The organism is Streptomyces sp. NPDC050433 (assembly GCF_044458565.1).
Classification (GTDB): domain Bacteria; phylum Actinomycetota; class Actinomycetes; order Streptomycetales; family Streptomycetaceae; genus Streptomyces.
The window spans coordinates 1-16,227 of record NZ_JBITIB010000018.1 but is presented as its reverse complement, the minus strand read 5'-3'; the positions used below and the strand labels follow the sequence as shown (position 1 = coordinate 16,227).

Sequence of the window (16,227 nt, the reverse complement as noted above, 5' to 3'; positions counted from 1 at the left end):
TCAGACCCCTCTGGGCGGATCACCGATGTTGGGGGGAGGCAGGCGATTCCGCCGGTGCCGGTTGTCTCCGCGAGTCACTTGTTGAGGGGGACGACGATGTCGACCGACATGTACGGCGTGCGGGTTCAGGATGTGGATCCTGACCAACTCAGGGTCAGGCTGAAGGTGTTCGTCGTCATGGTCGTGGCCGCCTCAGCGGTGGTCACGGACGAGCGGAGCCGCATCCTGCTGCAACGGCGGCGGGACAACGGCCTGTGGGCGCTGCCCGGCGGCGGCATGGACCTGGGCGAATCGCTGCCCGGCGCGGCCGTTCGTGAGGTCAAGGAAGAGACCGGACTCGATGTGGAGATCACGGGACTCGTCGGCACCTACACCGACCCACGGCACATCATCGAGTACAGCGACGGGGAGGTGCGGCGACAGTTCAATGTCTGTTTCACCGCGCGCATCGTCGGCGGTGAGCCGGCCATCTCCGACGAGAGCACAGAACTGCGGTTCGTGGAGGCGGCCGAGCTCGACTCACTGCCCATGCGCCACACCCAACGGCTACGGCTCCAGCACTTCACGGAGCATCGGCCGACGCCCTATCTCGGCTAGGGCCTCTCTTTTGGATCAGGCCGGGAGAGGAAGCCCACGACGTGCTCCAGGTCGATTCCCCACGTGCCGGTCTACAGGTCGCCCTTCACGCCTTTGATGAACGCGGACCACGCCCCCACGGGGACAACGAGGGCCGGACCGTGGGGATTCTTGCTGTCGCGAACCGGCACGACGTCGACGAGCCCGTCAACAACCTCCAGGCAACTGCCGTTGTCACCACCGCTGTAGCTGGACTTGCGCCACGGGAGCGCATCGGCCACCTCCAGGCAACTGCCGTTGTCACCACCGCTGTAGCTGGACTTGCGCCATGTGGTGAGTATGGATGCGTCAGGGATGCGATGAACGCTCATGGTCGTACTCCTCCGCCACCGAGTCGAGCAGATCGAGGGATGCCTCCGGGGGAAGCGAGGCGGCCCGCGCCAGTATGCGTCGCGGTAACGACGTACCACTGACAGCTCGTCGGTCAACGCCCCGGTGAGCAATCCCTCGACGTACACCATGTCCGGCGCGTCATCGAAACGCATCAGTTTCACCATGCTGCTCATGGTCGCGGCGCGCCCACGCGATGAGGCAGGACCTGCACCAGCACACGCCCGGATCGTCCCAACGTGGCGATATGACGGAGCTGTTCGGCCATGACCTCGGGCCCGCCGACCACGGCCCGGACGACGTTCTCGTTCAGGATCGCCCACATCCTGGGAGTCTCCGGATCATCCAGAATCCGGGCGCGCTCCAGCCGGTTGGCGATCTTCCTGTCCACGCTGTCCGCCAGGTCGTGCGGCTGAAACCCTCGGTACACCGCCCGCGCGTACCGCTCCGTCTGAAGGAGGCCCGGCACCAGCGACACCGCGTACTCCTCGATGAGCGACGCGAGTTGCTCCGCCTCGGCCGCCGCCTCGAAGTGTTCGGCGAACTTCACCTTGCCGAGCGTCCGCCGCATCCGCACGAAGAACCCGTCTGTACGGAGCGCCTTGTCCAAGCGGTGCGCGTCCGGCAGCGAGGGTGTACGTCGCCCCGCCTCGAAGTGGGCGATCAGCGACGGCGAGCACACCACCTGCTCGCCCACATCGGCCGGCCGGCCATGCGTCCAGCCCCTTTCGCGTCGCGGAATCATCTCCCGACCACGCTAGCGCCACAGAGTCACAGATCACACACAAACGGTTACATCTCTCGCCGACGTCGCTCGTAGCGTGAACGCGCCAAGTGGTGGGCGGTGCTGAGCAGTTCACGGAGCCTCGTATCGGTCCGGGGGCCCGGGTTCACCACCGCGAGCCAGCCGGCGGAGCCGTAGACGGGGTGGGCGATCAGCGCGTCGGTGGCGCCTGGGTCGTCGGCGGCGGCCGGTTCGCGCGGTGCGTGGCCGGTCCAGGTGGTGAACGCTTCCTTTCCGGCGGCCACATTGACGCGGAACGTGTCAGGGCGGTCCAGGCGCGAACTCTCGTCGCCCGGCTGGTTCTTCGTCACGATCGTCGCGAACGGCTGAGTCCCTTGCGGCATGACGCCGTCAGGGGCGTAGAAAAAGAACGTATCCCCCCAACTGATCTCCGGTGACCCGTCTCCGGGCCCCGGCCCGACGGCCAGGGCTCCGTCCAGGGCCTCGACGAATTCGATGATCTCTTCCATGGTCATGTGCTCAAGCGTTTCATTAAGGTGCTTGTGGAGACTTTGAGCCGGGAGACACGGAAGACAGGAGAGTGTCGGGTGCCAACCCTCAAGTCGCCGCCCACACGCACGGTCGATGTCGCGCGACGCGCCGGGTACTCCGTCCAGCAGGTGCGCAATCTCGAACGCGACGGTGTACTGCCGCCGGTGGCGCGCTCGGGGGCGGGCTACCGGATCTACGGGGAGGTCCACCTTCAGTCCGTCCTGGCCTATCGGGCCCTCGCGGTCGGGACCGGTCCGGTCGAGGCCAAGCGGATCGTTCGTGCCGTGCACGATCGCCCGGTCCCGGACGTACTCGCGCTTCTCGACTCGGCTCACGCTCGCCTCGACCGGGAACGCACGGACCTCAGGCTCGCCAGGGAGGCCGCCGCGGCGATCTCCGCCGAGCCGGTCGAAGACGTACGCCCTTCGGATTCGATGAGCGTCTCCGAACTCGCCGCCGCGCTCGGGGTGCGCCCGTCGACATTGCGGCACTGGGACGCCGAGGGGCTCGCCGTTCCCGACCGGGTCCCCCCGCGGGAGACGCGACGCTACTCACCGGCGCAGACCCGGGACGCCCGGATCGTGCACCAGTTGCGTGCCGCCGGGTACCGCATCGGGCAGCTCCGGGAGCTGCTGCCGGGCCTGCGGCGCGGGCGCGGGTCGCAGGACGTCGCAGCCGGGCTGGCGGCCCGGGACATGAGCATCGCGGCCCGCTCCCGTGCTCTCCTCGACGCCGGTGCCGCGCTCAGCGCGGTCCTCGCCGCCACCGGGCCCACCTCACACGCGGCCCCGCCCCGAAAACGTCGGTGATGGGCGACACTGGACGTTTGGCCGCGCGCGGCGGCCGTACGCAAGACGGACGAAGGACGAAAGGGCGCAGCTGTGAATGGACCTCTCATCGTCCAGAGCGACAAGACGTTGCTGCTGGAGGTGGACCACGACCAGGCCGACGCCTGCCGTCGTGCCATCGCGCCCTTCGCCGAGCTGGAGCGCGCGCCGGAGCACATCCACACCTACCGGCTGACCCCGCTCGGGCTGTGGAACGCGCGGGCGGCCGGGCACGACGCCGAGCAGGTCATCGACGCGCTGGTGGCGTTCTCGCGCTACCCGGTGCCGCACGCGCTGCTCGTGGACGTCGCCGAGACCATGGCCAGGTACGGGCGGCTCACGCTCTCCAAGCACCCCACCCACGGGCTGGTGCTGACCAGCACCGACCGCCCGGTGCTGGAGGAGATCCTGCGGTCGAAGAAGGTCCAGCCGCTGGTCGGGGCCCGGATCGACCCGGACACCGTCGCCGTGCACCCCTCCGAGCGCGGGCAGATCAAGCAGACGCTGCTGAAGCTGGGCTGGCCGGCCGAGGACCTGGCCGGGTATGTGGACGGTGAGGCGCACGCCATCGAGCTGGACGAGCGGGAGTGGTCGCTGCGGCCGTACCAGAAACAGGCCGTGGAGGGCTTCTGGCACGGCGGGTCCGGGGTGGTCGTGCTGCCGTGCGGCGCGGGCAAGACGCTGGTCGGCGCGGGCGCGATGGCGCAGGCGAAGGCGACGACGCTGATCCTCGTCACGAACACCGTCTCCGCCCGGCAGTGGAAGCACGAGCTGATCAGGCGGACGTCGCTGACGGAGGAGGAGATCGGCGAGTACAGCGGTACGCGCAAGGAGATCCGCCCGGTCACCATCGCGACGTACCAGGTGCTCACGGTCCGCCGTAAGGGCGTCTATCCGCATCTGGAGCTGTTCGACTCGCGCGACTGGGGGCTGATCGTCTACGACGAGGTGCATCTGCTGCCCGCCCCGGTGTTCAAGTTCACCGCCGACCTCCAGGCGCGGCGCCGGCTGGGGCTGACGGCGACGCTCGTACGGGAGGACGGCCGCGAGTCGGACGTCTTCTCGCTCATCGGGCCGAAGCGCTTCGACGCGCCGTGGAAGGAGATCGAGGCGCAGGGCTACATCGCGCCCGCGGACTGTGTCGAGGTACGGGTCAATCTCACCGACGGCGAGCGTCTGGCGTACGCGACGGCCGAGCAGGACGAGAAGTACCGCTTCTGTGCGACGACGGCGACGAAGCGCAAGGTGACGGAGGCGCTGGTCCGCCGGCACAAGGGCGAGCAGACGCTGGTCATCGGCCAGTACATCGACCAGCTGGACGAGCTGGGTGAGCATCTGGACGCCCCGGTGATCAAGGGCGAGACGAGCAACGCGCAGCGGGAGAAGCTGTTCGACGCGTTCCGGCAGGGTGAGATCTCGGTGCTTGTCGTGTCGAAGGTGGCGAACTTCTCGATCGATCTGCCGGAGGCGACGGTCGCGATCCAGGTGTCGGGCACGTTCGGCTCACGGCAGGAGGAGGCACAGCGGCTGGGCCGGGTGCTCCGGCCGAAGGCGGACGGGCATGAGGCGCGCTTCTACTCGGTGGTGGCGCGCGACACGATCGACCAGGACTTCGCGGCGCACCGCCAGCGCTTTCTCGCGGAGCAGGGGTACGCCTACCGCATCGTGGACGCGGACGAGTTGCTGGCCGGCAGCTGAGCGGCGGGGGCCGCCGTGGCGAGGGGCTTGAGCGGCGGGATGCGGCGCGTGCCCCCTGGCCGTCGCACCCGGAGGGCCGTACGGGCGCGACAGCGGTACGCCGCGTACGCCAGGAGCGCGAGCGCCAGCAGCGCGTAGGGGGACGCCAACAGCTGCTGCCACCAGGGCAGTTCCAGCTCGCCCCCGCCCTCGTGCGGTACGAACCGGAAGGTCCGGGCCGCGAAGACCAGCGCGACCGCCACCGCCGTACGCCAACGGCCCTCCGCGAGCAGGACGACCAGCAGCGGCACGCACCACACCCAGTGGTGGGACCAGCTGACCGGGGAGACGAGCAGCGCGGTCAGCGCGGTGACGAGGACCCCCCATGTCTCAAGTCTCGCCCGTACGACGGCCCTTCGCGCCAGCCACAGTCCGGCGAACGTGAGGACGACGCAGGCCAGCGCCCAGCCGACACCCGGCTCGGTGGTGTGCAGAGCGCGGGCGAACAGCCCTTGCAGCGACTGGTTGCCGATGGTCCACCCGTCGCCCGCACGGCCGGTCTCGAAGACCCGTAGCGTCCAGAAGTCGGCGCTCGCCCGCGGCAGGACGAGCGCGCCGAGCAGCATGGTGCCGATGAGCGACGCGAGGGCGGTGAGCCCGGCACGTACGGCACCGGGACGGCCCGCGAGCAGCAGATAGGCGATGAAGAGGGCGGGCGTCAGCTCGACGCCCGCCACGATCCCGAGGGCGAAGCCCTTGCCGAGTGCGTGGTCCGGGCGGGTCAGGTCCCAGAGGATGAGGCAGGTCAGCGCGAGGCTGATCTCTCCGAAGTGGACGGTACGCAGGACGGGTTCGAGCCACAGCCCGACGGCGACTGCGACAGCGACGACAACGACGACGGGCACGCACAGCGGGAGGGGGACGAGGGCGCGGGTGGGGGTGCGGTGGCGCCCGGCGAACCGCCAGGACAGCCGGACGAGAAGGGCGAGCAGCAGCACGTTGCCCACGACGGCGACGGCCTTGAGCGTGGCGACCGGCAGCCAGGTGGCCGGGACGAACAGAATCGCGGCGAACGGCGGAGAGGCGACGGGCAGTGCCCATTCGGTGACCGCGAAACGGTCGGCCGCGTGGATGGGCTGGGCGACGGAATCGACGGGGGCGAACGAGACCGGGCAGAGCGCGGCGAATATGAGCGCGGTCAGCGACAGGGCGAGTGCGCCAACTGCGAAGAGCGTTCGGATAGTCACGTTCAGGTACGTCACGGCCGCGACATTAGCCGATCAGGCCGCCACCGAGACGCTGGTCAAAGCTGCGGCAGAGCTGCGGCTCAGCGCATGATGCCCGCCTCCTCCCCGTACTCACCGAGGACGGCCACGCTGAACGCGGCGGCCACGAAGACCTTGACGGCCCGCAGCGCGTCACCGAGCCGGTGCGGGGAGTGCGGTCCGGAGTGAGGGGCGGAACCGAGCGCGGTGGCCCCGCTCTGCGGAGGCCCGACGTGCGCGGATGGCATGGGGTTGAAGGTCGCTGTACTCATACTTCAATGGTGCTTCTCCCGCGACCGGAACACATCGCTCTGCGGGGTGAAGCTCCGGAGCCGTTCCCTACGACTCCAGAGATAGGGCATCCCGTACGGCATCCCCTACGGGGACTACACCCCCCTCCCCCATGACTACCCAGGAATGACAGACGCCCCCGGCGGAAAACCATTTCGCCCGTCCGCCACCCCCTGACTACACTCTCCCTCTTCTCCCGCCTCCCTCCGAGGAGCGCCGCCGCCCGGTCGGAAACCGGACGGCTGCCCTGACGTGATCCACCGCCGATGTCTCGCCGCCACCCCGCCACCACCGGGTCGCGGCCCGTCGGCCTGCGTACATCCGGAGGCACCACCGTGTCCGCGCACGACCACGCACCGACGTCTGCTCCCGCCATCGCCCCCCTCTCCCCCTTCTCCCTTGACGGCGCCGACCCGCTCCTCGCCCGTGAACGCGCCCACCTGGGCGCCTCCCGCGCCGCCCTGCGCGCCATGCGCGAGGACGTCCAGGCCCTGGACATCCGCGACGTGACGGCGAACTGGGTCAACGCCGCCGTCCTCGAATCGCAGATCGAGGACCGCATCAAGGCACTCGCCGACCTCTCCCACACCCCCCTCTTCTTCGGCCGCCTCGACTATCTGCGCGCGGTCGGCGCCGAGGAGGCCGAGGGCGCGGAGGGCGAGCGCTTCTACATCGGCCGGCGACATGTCCACGACGCCGACGGCGACCCCATGGTCATCGACTGGCGCGCGCCCGTCTCGCAGCCCTTCTACCAGGCCTCCAAGAAGAACCCGCTGGACATCGGCCTGCGCCGGCGCTTCGGCTACACAGCGGGCGAGCTGACCGCGTACGAGGACGAACACCTCTCCGACCCGACGGAGACGGCCCACTCCAGCAAGTTGCTCCAGGCCGAGATCGAGCGCCCGCGCGTCGGCCCCATGCGTGACATCGTCGCCACGATCCAGCCCGAGCAGGACGAGATCGTCCGGTCCGGGCTCGGCGGCTCCGTCTGCGTACAGGGCGGCCCCGGCACCGGAAAGACGGCGGTCGGCCTGCACCGGGTGGCGTATCTGCTGTACGCGCACCGCGAGCGGCTGGCCCGGACCGGCACGCTCGTCATCGGACCGAACGCCTCCTTCCTCCACTACATCGAGCAAGTGCTGCCCGCCCTGGGCGAGTTGGAGGTCAAGCAGGCGACGGTCGACGAGCTGGTGGCGTCCGGGTCCGGCCAGGTGCGGGTGCGGGGCGTGGACGGCGCGGCGACGGCGGTCGTCAAGGGCGACGCCCGTATGGCGCGGGTGCTGCGCCGCGCTGTCCGGTCGCACGTCACTCTGCCGACCGAGCCGGTGATGGTGGTGCGCGGGTCCCGGCGCTGGCGGGTCCCGGCGTACGAACTCGAAGAGCTGGTAAGGGAGTTGCTGGACCGCGACATCCGCTACGGCGCCGCGCACGAGGCCCTGCCGCAGCGCATCGCGCACGCCGTGCTCGTACAGATGGAGAGATCCGGCGAGGCGCCCGACGACCGCGTGCAGGACGCGGTGGCCCGTAACCCCGCGGTGAAGGCCGCGGTCAAGACGGCATGGCCCGCCGTCGACCCGGCGAAGCTGGTGCTGCGTCTCCTCTCCGACGCGGACTTCCTGGCCGAGCACGCGGAGGGGCTGCTGACGGACGACGAGCAGAAGGCGCTGCTGTGGACGAAGCCGCCGCGCAGCGTGAAGACGGCGCAGTGGTCGTCGGCGGACGCGGTGCTGATCGACGAGGCGAACGACCTGGTGTCCCGTACGCATTCGCTCGGCCATGTCGTACTGGACGAGGCGCAGGACCTGTCGCCGATGCAGTACCGGGCGGTGGGCCGACGCTGCTCGACCGGCTCGGCGACGGTGCTCGGGGACCTCGCGCAGGGCACCACGCCCTGGGCGACGGCGAGTTGGGCGGAGGCGCTGGCGCATCTGGGCAAGCCGGAGGCGGTGGTCGAGGAGCTGACGGCCGGTTTCCGCGTACCGCGCGAGGTGATCGCCTACGCGTCGCGCCTGCTGCCCGCGATCTCACCGGGGCTGACGGAGGTGGCGTCGGTACGTGAGTCGCCGGGGTCGCTGGAGGTACGCCCCGTGGAAGCGGACACCCTGGACGCGGCGGTCGTCGGGGCGTGTGTGGAGTCGCTGCGCCACGAGGGCTCGATCGGCCTGATCGCGGCGGACGCCCGCATCCCGGAGCTGGCCGCCGCCCTGTCGGCGGCGGACCTGTCGTACCTGGCTCCGGGCGAGGAGACGACGGCGGCTTCCCGCCTCACCCTGGTCCCGGCGTCGCTGGCCAAGGGTCTTGAGTACGACTACGTGGTCCTGGACGAGCCGTCGGCGGTGGTGGCGGGCGAACCCGACGAACGCACGGGCCTGCGCCGCCTGTACGTGGCACTGACCCGCGCGGTCTCGGGCCTGACGGTGCTCCACGCCACCGCACTCCCGCCCCAGCTGACCTCGCCCTGGGCGGACTCGGCCGGGTAGGCGACACTGTGCGGGTGAACGCGAACGATGAGCCCGAGGCGGCCGACACCGACACCCCCGCCCCCACCCGCCGGCTGTTCTGGTCCGCTCTCGGTGTCGCCCTTGGGCTTCTGATCGTCGATCAGGGCACCAAGTGGTGGGCTGTCACGGCGTTGGGGGACTCCGAGTCGATCCCCGTCATCGGTGACTTCATCCGCTTCTGGCTCGTCTACAACCCCGGCGCCGCCTTCTCCATGGGCACCGGGGTGACCTGGATCTTCACCGTCTTCGCCGGGCTCGCCGTCGTCGCCATCGCCTGGTACGCGTGGCGCGTGCGCTCCGCCCCGTGGACGTACGCGCTCGGGCTGCTCCTCGGCGGCGCCACGTCGCACTTCGGTGACAGGCTCCTGCGCGAGCCCGGCTTCGGGCGGGGGCATGTGGTCGACTTCATCGACTACTCGGGCTTCTTCGTCGGCAACGTCGCCGACATCGGGATCTTCGCGGGAGCCGTGACCATCGTGGTGCTCTCGTTCATGGGCGTAGAGGCCACCCAGGACCCGCAAGCAACGGCGGCCGAGAGCATCCCCTCCCACGAGTAGCCGCTGTACGTAGCTCCGGCCGGGACGGCTCAGTGGTTGTGGGAGTTTTCCCATGCTTTGAGGATGTCCGGGGGGACGCGTCCTCGGGACGGTACGTCGTAGCCGTTTTCACGAGCCCACGCGCGGACGGCCGCGGTGTCGACAGGGGCGGAGGCAAGACGGTCGTAGGGCTGGGGTTTCAAGAGAACGGGATGTGAGGGCGTGAACGTGAGGGGAACTTCGAGCAGGCTTTGCGGGAACTGGGGTACGCGCGTCTCGCCGGTGAGGACGGACACGAGGAAGCCGGCAGCGGTGCCGTCGTAGGTGAACCAGCGAGGCCCGCGGGCCTCGTTGACCGCGATTCGCCAGCGGTTACTGTCGGTCGCGGGGTCGGTGATCCAGAAGAGGTACTCGCCGTTGCCGGTCACACCGAAGGCGAAGAGGTGGTCGGGGTCGTAGGGCACCGGGTGTGTGCCACGGTCGTAGTCCGTGCGTAGCTGGGCCCTGATCCGCGTGGGCATGGGGCCGGTGAGGGTGACGTACTCGGTGGGCCCGTGGGGATGGTAGAGGGTGAGGTAGTCGCAGAAGGTTCCGGGCCCGTAGCTCTCGGCGAGGGCCTTGTAGTCGTCGGGCAGGGGCATTCCGAGCCCGGCCTCGATTCCGTTCCAGTCGATGGGCATCGGCGGGTTCGGGGGAGGGCACAGTCGGATGAGGGTCTCGAGATCGGTCATTCGATTCCCAATCGGCGTCGGTTCTGCTGCGCTGCGTGGTCGGGGTTGGCAAAGTTGGTGTCCATGAAGTATCCGTCGGAGCCGTCCGCTGCCATGAAGACGCGTGAGGGCACCGAGGTCGTCATGTCGTCGGTGTATTGAAGATAGACGCTGTACTGGACGGTCTGGCCCGGGACACCGTTGGCCGGATCTCCCATGACCGCGTTGTAGATGTCTTGCTCCAGATCGCGCATGAGGGGGCTGTTGGTGGGGTTCTGCGTGATGGTGAAGAGGTTGTCCAGGTTGTCGCCTGTGCCCCCGAGCATCCGGGCGAGCATATGGCCACGGGCTTGGTTGTAGAGGTTCCCGTCGATGAAGCCCGGTGGCATCCGCCGCGGGTTGGCCTCGGTGCCCTCGTCAAGCATGTCGCGGGTGATCGTGGCGTGCATCTCGTAGGGGCGACCGTGCTCGTCCCGGACGAAGACGACCCTGCCGCCCCAGGTGTGGTCCGGTGAGCACCCGGCCAGCCCCAGGGGGTCCGCCATGACGAACGGGTTACTGACGTAGGCGTACTGGTGCGGGGCAGGTGCCAGGCCGAGCGGGTCCGGGCTGATGTAACGCCCGTTGTCCGGATCGTAGTAGCGCTGGACGTTGTAGTGGAGCCCCGTCTCCGGGTCGAAGTACTGCCCGGGATGGCGGAGCGGGGTGTACGCGGTGGCGTTGCTGTTCCACCGCGTCGTACCCCAGGTCGTGGTACGCGCCCGCCAGGGGATGGATCCGTCGGGGGCCAGCATGTACTGCGGGCCGCCGGTGAGGTCGGTGACGATCGCGAAGAACCGTCGGTCGATCTCACGCTGGTCCTCGTCGTCGGAGTCACGCCGGGTCTTCACCTCTCGCTGAGCCAGGGGCCTCAGACCGAGGTAGTCCCATACCAGGACGGTGTCACCGGCCCGTTGTTCCGCGAGTTGTGGTCCGTCCCAGCTGAAGTGCACCGACTCGATGACCGTGCCGTCGGCGTGGTGCTGGACCTTGGCGATCCTGCGGTTGAGGCCGTCGTAGACATAACGCCAGAGGGTGCCGGCAGGAGTACGGACCTGGATCAGACGGTCCGCGGCGTCCCAGTCGAACTTCCAGGTCAGCCGTTTGCCACTCAGAGAACGGCTACTCCGCTCAATGAGCCGCCCCTGCGCGTCGTAGGTGTGGTGGCGTCGGCCGGCGCGGGTCAACAGGGTGCCGTCGTAGTGACGTTCACCCGCCCCGTCCTGCCCGGCCGCGGACGGGACGCTGACATCGGACGTCACTTGGTCGCCCGCGCTGTTGTACGTGTACTGCTCGCTCCAGCCCCGTGCCCGCACACCGGTGATACGGCCACCCGTATCCAGCGTGAAGGTACGGCGGCCGGTGATGTTGTCGTCGATGGCGACGGGTGTGCCGTCAGGCTGGTAGGTGAAGGCCCTGACGAGAACTTCGGCGTCCTCCGTCTCCACGCGGTGCTGCGTGAGCCTGCCCACCGCGTCCCAGGACTGCCGCATGACCAGAGACTCGTCAAGGGTCCTCGCTGTCTCCCTGCCCAGAGCGTCACGCTCGAAGCTGAAGGCGTGGTCCCCGACACCGTAGGTGGTCAATCCCTCGGGGCCGTAGTCGAGGCTGCTCTCAGCACCGGAAGGGGTACGCCGCCACACGCGGCGGCCCTGCGCGTCGTAGGCGTAGCGGAAGGTTCGCCCGTTCACCGTCTCCGACATCAGGCGGCCGGTGACGTCGGTCTCGCGCGTGATCCGGGCATCCGGGCTGGCGATCTCCCGGACGGTGCCGCTGGAGGCGTAGGCGAAGGCGGCCAGGGTGCTGCCATCGTGTGTGACACGCCGCACCCGGCCGAGGACGTCACGCTCGTACTCCAGAATCTGCCCTGCCGCATTGCACCGCCTGACCAGACGGCCCACGGCGTCGTACGCGTAGGTCATCGAGCGCCCGTCGAAGTCCCTCTCCCCGACGAGCCGGCCGGCCAGGTCGTAAACGTATGTCCACGAAGCACCGTCGGAGTTGGTGACCTGCGTCAAACGCAACTCGGTGTCATGGGTGAAGGCGTAGGCGGATTCCTCCGCACTGGTTTCGAGTGGCAGGTCGAAGTGAGTGTAGGAGTGGGCTCTGACGCGCCCCATCCGGTCGGTGTACCGCAGGAGGTTCCCCTCACCGTCCCAGGCCCACTCCTCCCGCGTACCGTCGGGCAGTTCACGCCACGCCGGCTTCCCCTCGACGGTCCACTCCTGGTGGACGGAGCCGCCGAGGGCATCGGCGACGCCGGTCACACGACCGAAGGAATCACGGGTGCACACGGCTTCGGCACCGTTGACCGCTGTGATCGTCAGGGGCAGGCCCGCCTCGTTGTTCCGGACACGGATCGGGTTTCCGGCCGCAGGGCGTATCTCGACGACACCACCAGCACTGTCGTACCGGTATTCCGTCCTCGCCCCGAGAGGACTGATGACCGCCGTGCGATTGCCCCTCGCGTCGTACGCGTACCGATACCGCGCGCCTCCCCGCTCGACCACCTCGACCGGTAGTCCGAGGTCGTTGTACGTGGCCGAGGTCCGTTGCCCGTCCGGCGCGGTCATCGCAATGACGTTGCCGGAGGCGTCGCGTTCCAGTTCCGTTGTCTGCCCGAACGGATCAGTTGCCGCGACGAGCAGGTCGTAGGCGTCGAAGACGTACTGGCTGGTGTTCCCCAGAGGGTCGGTCTCCGCCACGACCTGCCGACGGTCGTTGAGGCGGTAAATGGTGGTGGCGCCCTGGGAGTTGGTGTAGCGAGTGACACCGCCGCCCGACTCCGGATCCGTCTCGTAGGCGAAAGTGCTGGAGAGGTATCCGTCAGGGCCGATGGTGCGGGTGACTCGTCCTGCGGTGTCGTAGCGGTACTGGTAGGTGGAGTCGTTGCGGTCGGTCCAGGAGGTGATACGGGCTTCCGCGTCGTAGGTGAAACGCAAGGGGACGCCGGAGGAGTTGGTGACGGCATCGAGGTTGCCGTCCTGGTCGTAGCCGTAGGCCATGACTGTGACAGGACCGTCGGAAGTGCGCAGCACCGTGGAGCGTATTCGACCGTCGCCGGTCGTGAGGGTGATGTGGTAGCCGCCGTCGTGGACGACGCTGGTGGGGGTGCCGTCGGGGCGGCGATGGATGGTGATGCCGTTGCCGTGCCGGTCCTCGATCTCGGTCAGCCAGTGCGCCTTCGACGTACGGTACGGGCTACCGGTGAACCTCCGGACCAAGCCCGACCGCAGGTCCGTGATCACGTACGTGGTCACGTCGTCGGCGAGGCCGCCGTGCGTCAGAGGCAGGCGGTCACCTTCCAGCGGGAGGACACCCTCACTGTCGCCGACAGCGGGCAGGCGCGGATAGACGAGGACCGAGCCGTCCTCGCGGGCCAGGAGCGCGCCCCGGCCGCGGGCGTCGAGTTCGATCCGCTCATCGAGAGTGGAGGCCCAACTACGTCCGAACCAGTGCCCGTACCGGTAACCCGACAGATGCGTACGCCGCAGGGCGAGTGGAAGCGTGCCGGGGAGCGCGAGATCCGTCTGAGGCAGCACCATCCCACCGGTGGCCACATCGACAGGGTCGGTGGCGCAGACCGTCTTCTCCAGCGAGACCGCATTGCCGCGGGGATCCTTCGTCGCTCCGTCGAGGGAGGCCGGTTTGGTGCGGGTGTCGTCGGGGCGATTGCGGGCGGGGCCGCCGGAGTCGCCGCGCCTGTCGCCCAGATCACCGTCGTCCCGGCGACCGCCGCCGGGGATCTTCTTGATGCGGTCGTCGATGTCCAGGTCGGTGTTCTTGTGGGTCTTGGAACTGAGGCCGATGGCGTCGGGCAGTTCCTTCCCGACGTGCTTGCCCATGTGGTTGTGGCCCTTGACCAGCTTCTCGACCACGCCTTCGATGGTGGAGTCGAGGACGGCGGTGAGGGAGTCCTTCCCCTTCGCCCTGCCGTGATGGCCCTTGGCCTTGCCTATCTTGCCCGCCGCGCGGGTGTTCATCGACACCTGCACGTTCACGAGCTTCCCGCCGGTGTTGCCGTGGGCGTCGTGATCGATGCCCAGGCCCCCGCCCGGACCGGTACCCCCGCCGGCCGAGTTCAACTGGAGGCTGTCCCTGCCTGCCTGGACCGCCTGGCCGGCGTTGACGCCGTCCTGCTGACCGGTCACGTTCATCGCGGTCTGGATCACCAGATCCGTCACGATGCTCTCCAACGCCGCCACCGCGGGCTGAGTCAGGATCGCGGTGATCTCCGAGACCGCCGCCTCAGCCATCTCCTTGAGGATCCTCCTGAACGCGATACGAGTGGCCGCGATCTTCGCCCCCGCGATCAGCGTCGACAGCCCGGCCGTAACCGGCGCGAAAGCCAGCGTGATCCCCACCGTCGCGCACAAGTCGGCGAGTTCCGCGACAGCGGCGATCTTCCGGGCCACGATGATGTCCGCCACCCGATCCAGAGCCCCGGCGATGAGCCGCGCCGCCCCCGCCAGGTCCTTGTTCTTCCCCTGGACCTTCCTCCAGTGCGCGTCCAGCGCCGTCAGCGACTCACTCTGACCCGTCGACAACAACCGCTGGATGTGCCCGTGCGCCGCGTGCGCGTCCTCGTCCGCATCCTCCGCGAACTCCCGCAACGCGTCCGCCATGTCGCGGTACGCGTCCTCATCGACATTCGGCCAGCCCACACCCACGATGTCGAGCATCGTGTCGACACCCTCGGGAATCGTGTACCCCACCGGTCAGTCCCCCCGCACTGCTGTCACTCACTACCGACCAGATCCACGCTGCCATGTCCCACACGGCTCACCCAGGCGGATATCCGCCACTCACGAGCCCTTCACCTGTCTCCTCATGATCTGGACAAAGATCGAAGACGAAGGTGGTCGCGGCTGTGGTCCATGCTGACGTTCAGCGGGTGCTCGTCCTCCCTCATGGCGCTGCCCGGATTCGACACCACACCATCGGGCCGACTGCCGAGACCGCTCGGCTACGCGTCGATCGCCTCGCGCCACTCCCGCACCGTCGCCTCGTCCACGGGCGCCCCCCACCCGTTCGGCCGCGCCGCGCCACCGATGTGGAACGCGTTCAGGCCGCCCTCGCGCAGCCGCGGCAGATGGTCGAGCCGCAGCCCGCCGCCGACGAGGAGTTCGGGACCGTAACCCGGTTCGCCACGGGCCCCCGACGCCGCCTCCTCCAGCAGGACCGGAATGCCAGCGTCCACCCCGCTCGCCGAACCGGCCGTGAGATACGTGTCCAGGCCGGGCAGGTCCGCGAGCTGCTTGCGCAGCGCGTCGCGGTCGACCGCGCGGTCGATCGCCCGGTGGAAGGTCCAGCGGCAGGGGTCCAGCTCCGCGACGAGCCGTTCGACGGTGACGAGGTCCGGATTGCCCGCGATGTCGAGGAAGCCGAGTACGAACTCGTCCGCCCCCTCCATCCGCATCGCGACCACGGCTTCCACCAGCGCGTCCACGTCTTCCGGGGAGCCCGCCGAGAACCCGTCCTGGAGCCTCAGCATCACGCGCAGCGAGATGTCGACGGAGGCACGGATCTTGGCGAAGGTCTCGACCGCCGGGGTGAGGCCGTCCGCCGCCATGTCGGTGACCAGCTCAAGGCGGTCCGCCCCGCCGGCCTGGGCCGCGACAGCGTCCACGGCGTCGAGGGCGATCACCTCCAGGACTGCGCGCTTGCTCATGGGAACCCATTTCCGTTCTGAAGGCTGGTTGGGAGGCTCGTAAGCCCGCGATAGGTCTAGTCCAATAGCCAGCCTACGACGCCGTGGGGCGCGCTCGCATCACCAAACCTCCAGCATGGTCGACCTCGCAGTCGACCCCATGATTGATAGATACCCCCTGGGGGTATAGTAAAAGACAAGCAACTACCCTTGCCCGAGATAGGGGCGAGGGGTATACATGAATCAAGGGATAGATACCCCCTAGGGGTACTGGACCGCAGCAGAGGACACAGAGGAGAAGCCGGCCATGACCACCACACAGGCAACCGACACACCCGCCGCCGCCACGGCTGAGGTCGAGCTGGCCATCGGTGGGATGACCTGTGCTTCGTGCGCGGCTCGTATCGAGAAGAAGCTGAATCGTATGGACGGTGTCGAGGCGACCGTCAATTACGCGACGGAGAAGGCCAGGGTCAGTTATCAGGGCGA

14 protein-coding genes are annotated in these 16,227 nt (G+C 68.8%); 6 read left to right on the top strand and 8 right to left on the bottom strand.

The genetic code is table 11. The features are described 5' to 3' along the window. Nucleotides 1-177: 177 nt before the first annotated feature. On the top strand, nucleotides 178-597 hold the full coding sequence (locus ACIBLA_RS22195; RefSeq protein WP_399199657.1) for an NUDIX hydrolase: 420 nt from the start codon (nucleotides 178-180) through the stop codon (nucleotides 595-597). 71 nt (nucleotides 598-668) lie between these two features. On the opposite strand, the gene ACIBLA_RS22190 is transcribed toward ACIBLA_RS22195, so the two are convergent. The 3 genes from ACIBLA_RS22190 to ACIBLA_RS22180 form a co-directional block, all read right to left on the bottom strand. Further along, nucleotides 669-947: a DUF397 domain-containing protein gene (locus ACIBLA_RS22190; protein ID WP_399199556.1), complete on the bottom strand. Its 279-nt coding sequence runs from the start codon at nucleotides 945-947 to the stop codon at nucleotides 669-671. 191 nt (nucleotides 948-1,138) lie between these two features. Next, the gene (locus ACIBLA_RS22185) at nucleotides 1,139-1,711 is read right to left on the bottom strand and encodes a helix-turn-helix transcriptional regulator (RefSeq protein WP_399199555.1); all 573 of its coding nucleotides are present in this window, start codon (nucleotides 1,709-1,711) and stop codon (nucleotides 1,139-1,141) included. Between the two features lie 47 nt (nucleotides 1,712-1,758). After that, nucleotides 1,759-2,226 (bottom strand): DUF6194 family protein, encoded by a 468-nt coding sequence (locus ACIBLA_RS22180; protein WP_399199554.1) that lies wholly within the window; start codon nucleotides 2,224-2,226, stop codon nucleotides 1,759-1,761. A 72-nt stretch (nucleotides 2,227-2,298) separates the two neighbouring features. On the opposite strand from ACIBLA_RS22180, the gene ACIBLA_RS22175 reads away from it, so the two are divergent. Together ACIBLA_RS22175 and ACIBLA_RS22170 are read left to right on the top strand one after the other, a co-directional pair. After that, nucleotides 2,299-3,051 carry a MerR family transcriptional regulator gene (locus ACIBLA_RS22175; protein WP_399199553.1) on the top strand — a complete coding sequence of 251 codons (753 nt, stop codon included), beginning with the start codon at nucleotides 2,299-2,301 and terminating at the stop codon, nucleotides 3,049-3,051. 72 nt (nucleotides 3,052-3,123) lie between these two features. Then, nucleotides 3,124-4,767 carry a DNA repair helicase XPB gene (locus tag ACIBLA_RS22170; protein ID WP_363242690.1) on the top strand — a complete coding sequence of 548 codons (1,644 nt, stop codon included), beginning with the start codon at nucleotides 3,124-3,126 and terminating at the stop codon, nucleotides 4,765-4,767. On the opposite strand, the gene ACIBLA_RS22165 is transcribed toward ACIBLA_RS22170, so the two are convergent. Together ACIBLA_RS22165 and ACIBLA_RS22160 are read right to left on the bottom strand one after the other, a co-directional pair. Next, the gene (locus ACIBLA_RS22165; RefSeq protein ID WP_399199552.1) at nucleotides 4,725-5,993 is read right to left on the bottom strand and encodes a glycosyltransferase 87 family protein; all 1,269 of its coding nucleotides are present in this window, start codon (nucleotides 5,991-5,993) and stop codon (nucleotides 4,725-4,727) included. The two genes, ACIBLA_RS22170 and ACIBLA_RS22165, sit on opposite strands and share 43 nt — an antisense overlap. 80 nt (nucleotides 5,994-6,073) lie before the next feature. Further along, nucleotides 6,074-6,283: a hypothetical protein gene (locus ACIBLA_RS22160; RefSeq protein ID WP_363242688.1), complete on the bottom strand. Its 210-nt coding sequence runs from the start codon at nucleotides 6,281-6,283 to the stop codon at nucleotides 6,074-6,076. Nucleotides 6,284-6,637: 354 nt separating this feature from the next. On the opposite strand from ACIBLA_RS22160, the gene ACIBLA_RS22155 reads away from it, so the two are divergent. Next, nucleotides 6,638-8,782 carry a HelD family protein gene (locus ACIBLA_RS22155; protein WP_399199656.1) on the top strand — a complete coding sequence of 715 codons (2,145 nt, stop codon included), beginning with the start codon at nucleotides 6,638-6,640 and terminating at the stop codon, nucleotides 8,780-8,782. Nucleotides 8,783-8,796: 14 nt separating this feature from the next. Then, nucleotides 8,797-9,360 carry a signal peptidase II gene (lspA, locus tag ACIBLA_RS22150; protein ID WP_399199550.1) on the top strand — a complete coding sequence of 188 codons (564 nt, stop codon included), beginning with the start codon at nucleotides 8,797-8,799 and terminating at the stop codon, nucleotides 9,358-9,360. Between the two features lie 29 nt (nucleotides 9,361-9,389). On the opposite strand, the gene ACIBLA_RS22145 is transcribed toward lspA, so the two are convergent. From ACIBLA_RS22145 to ACIBLA_RS22135, 3 genes are all read right to left on the bottom strand, one after another. After that, complete coding sequence (locus ACIBLA_RS22145; protein WP_399199549.1) at nucleotides 9,390-10,070, bottom strand: histone-like nucleoid-structuring protein Lsr2; 681 nt, start codon at nucleotides 10,068-10,070, stop codon at nucleotides 9,390-9,392. Then, nucleotides 10,067-14,803 (bottom strand): DUF6531 domain-containing protein, encoded by a 4,737-nt coding sequence (locus ACIBLA_RS22140; RefSeq protein WP_399199548.1) that lies wholly within the window; start codon nucleotides 14,801-14,803, stop codon nucleotides 10,067-10,069. The genes ACIBLA_RS22145 and ACIBLA_RS22140 overlap by 4 nt, the downstream gene beginning before the upstream one ends. A 251-nt stretch (nucleotides 14,804-15,054) precedes the next feature. Further along, nucleotides 15,055-15,759, bottom strand: a complete 705-nt coding sequence (locus ACIBLA_RS22135) for a copper homeostasis protein CutC (RefSeq protein WP_363246928.1) — start codon at nucleotides 15,757-15,759, stop codon at nucleotides 15,055-15,057. A gap of 286 nt (nucleotides 15,760-16,045) precedes the next feature. Between ACIBLA_RS22135 and ACIBLA_RS22130 the strand changes: the two genes are divergently transcribed. Further along, on the top strand, nucleotides 16,046-16,227 hold a 182-nt coding region (locus tag ACIBLA_RS22130), incomplete at its 3' end, for a cation transporter (protein WP_399199547.1).

What these genes read in the sequence shown, in the direction of transcription:
- ACIBLA_RS22195 (WP_399199657.1), top strand. Translation starts at nt 178, where the DNA reads ATGGTCGTGGCCGCCTCAGCGGTGGTCACGGACGAGCGGAGCCGCATC.
- ACIBLA_RS22190 (WP_399199556.1), bottom strand. Translation starts at nt 947, where the DNA reads ATGAGCGTTCATCGCATCCCTGACGCATCCATACTCACCACATGGCGC.
- ACIBLA_RS22185 (WP_399199555.1), bottom strand. Translation starts at nt 1,711, where the DNA reads ATGATTCCGCGACGCGAAAGGGGCTGGACGCATGGCCGGCCGGCCGAT.
- ACIBLA_RS22180 (WP_399199554.1), bottom strand. Translation starts at nt 2,226, where the DNA reads ATGACCATGGAAGAGATCATCGAATTCGTCGAGGCCCTGGACGGAGCC.
- ACIBLA_RS22160 (WP_363242688.1), bottom strand. Translation starts at nt 6,283, where the DNA reads ATGAGTACAGCGACCTTCAACCCCATGCCATCCGCGCACGTCGGGCCT.
- ACIBLA_RS22145 (WP_399199549.1), bottom strand. Translation starts at nt 10,070, where the DNA reads ATGACCGATCTCGAGACCCTCATCCGACTGTGCCCTCCCCCGAACCCG.
- ACIBLA_RS22135 (WP_363246928.1), bottom strand. Translation starts at nt 15,759, where the DNA reads ATGAGCAAGCGCGCAGTCCTGGAGGTGATCGCCCTCGACGCCGTGGAC.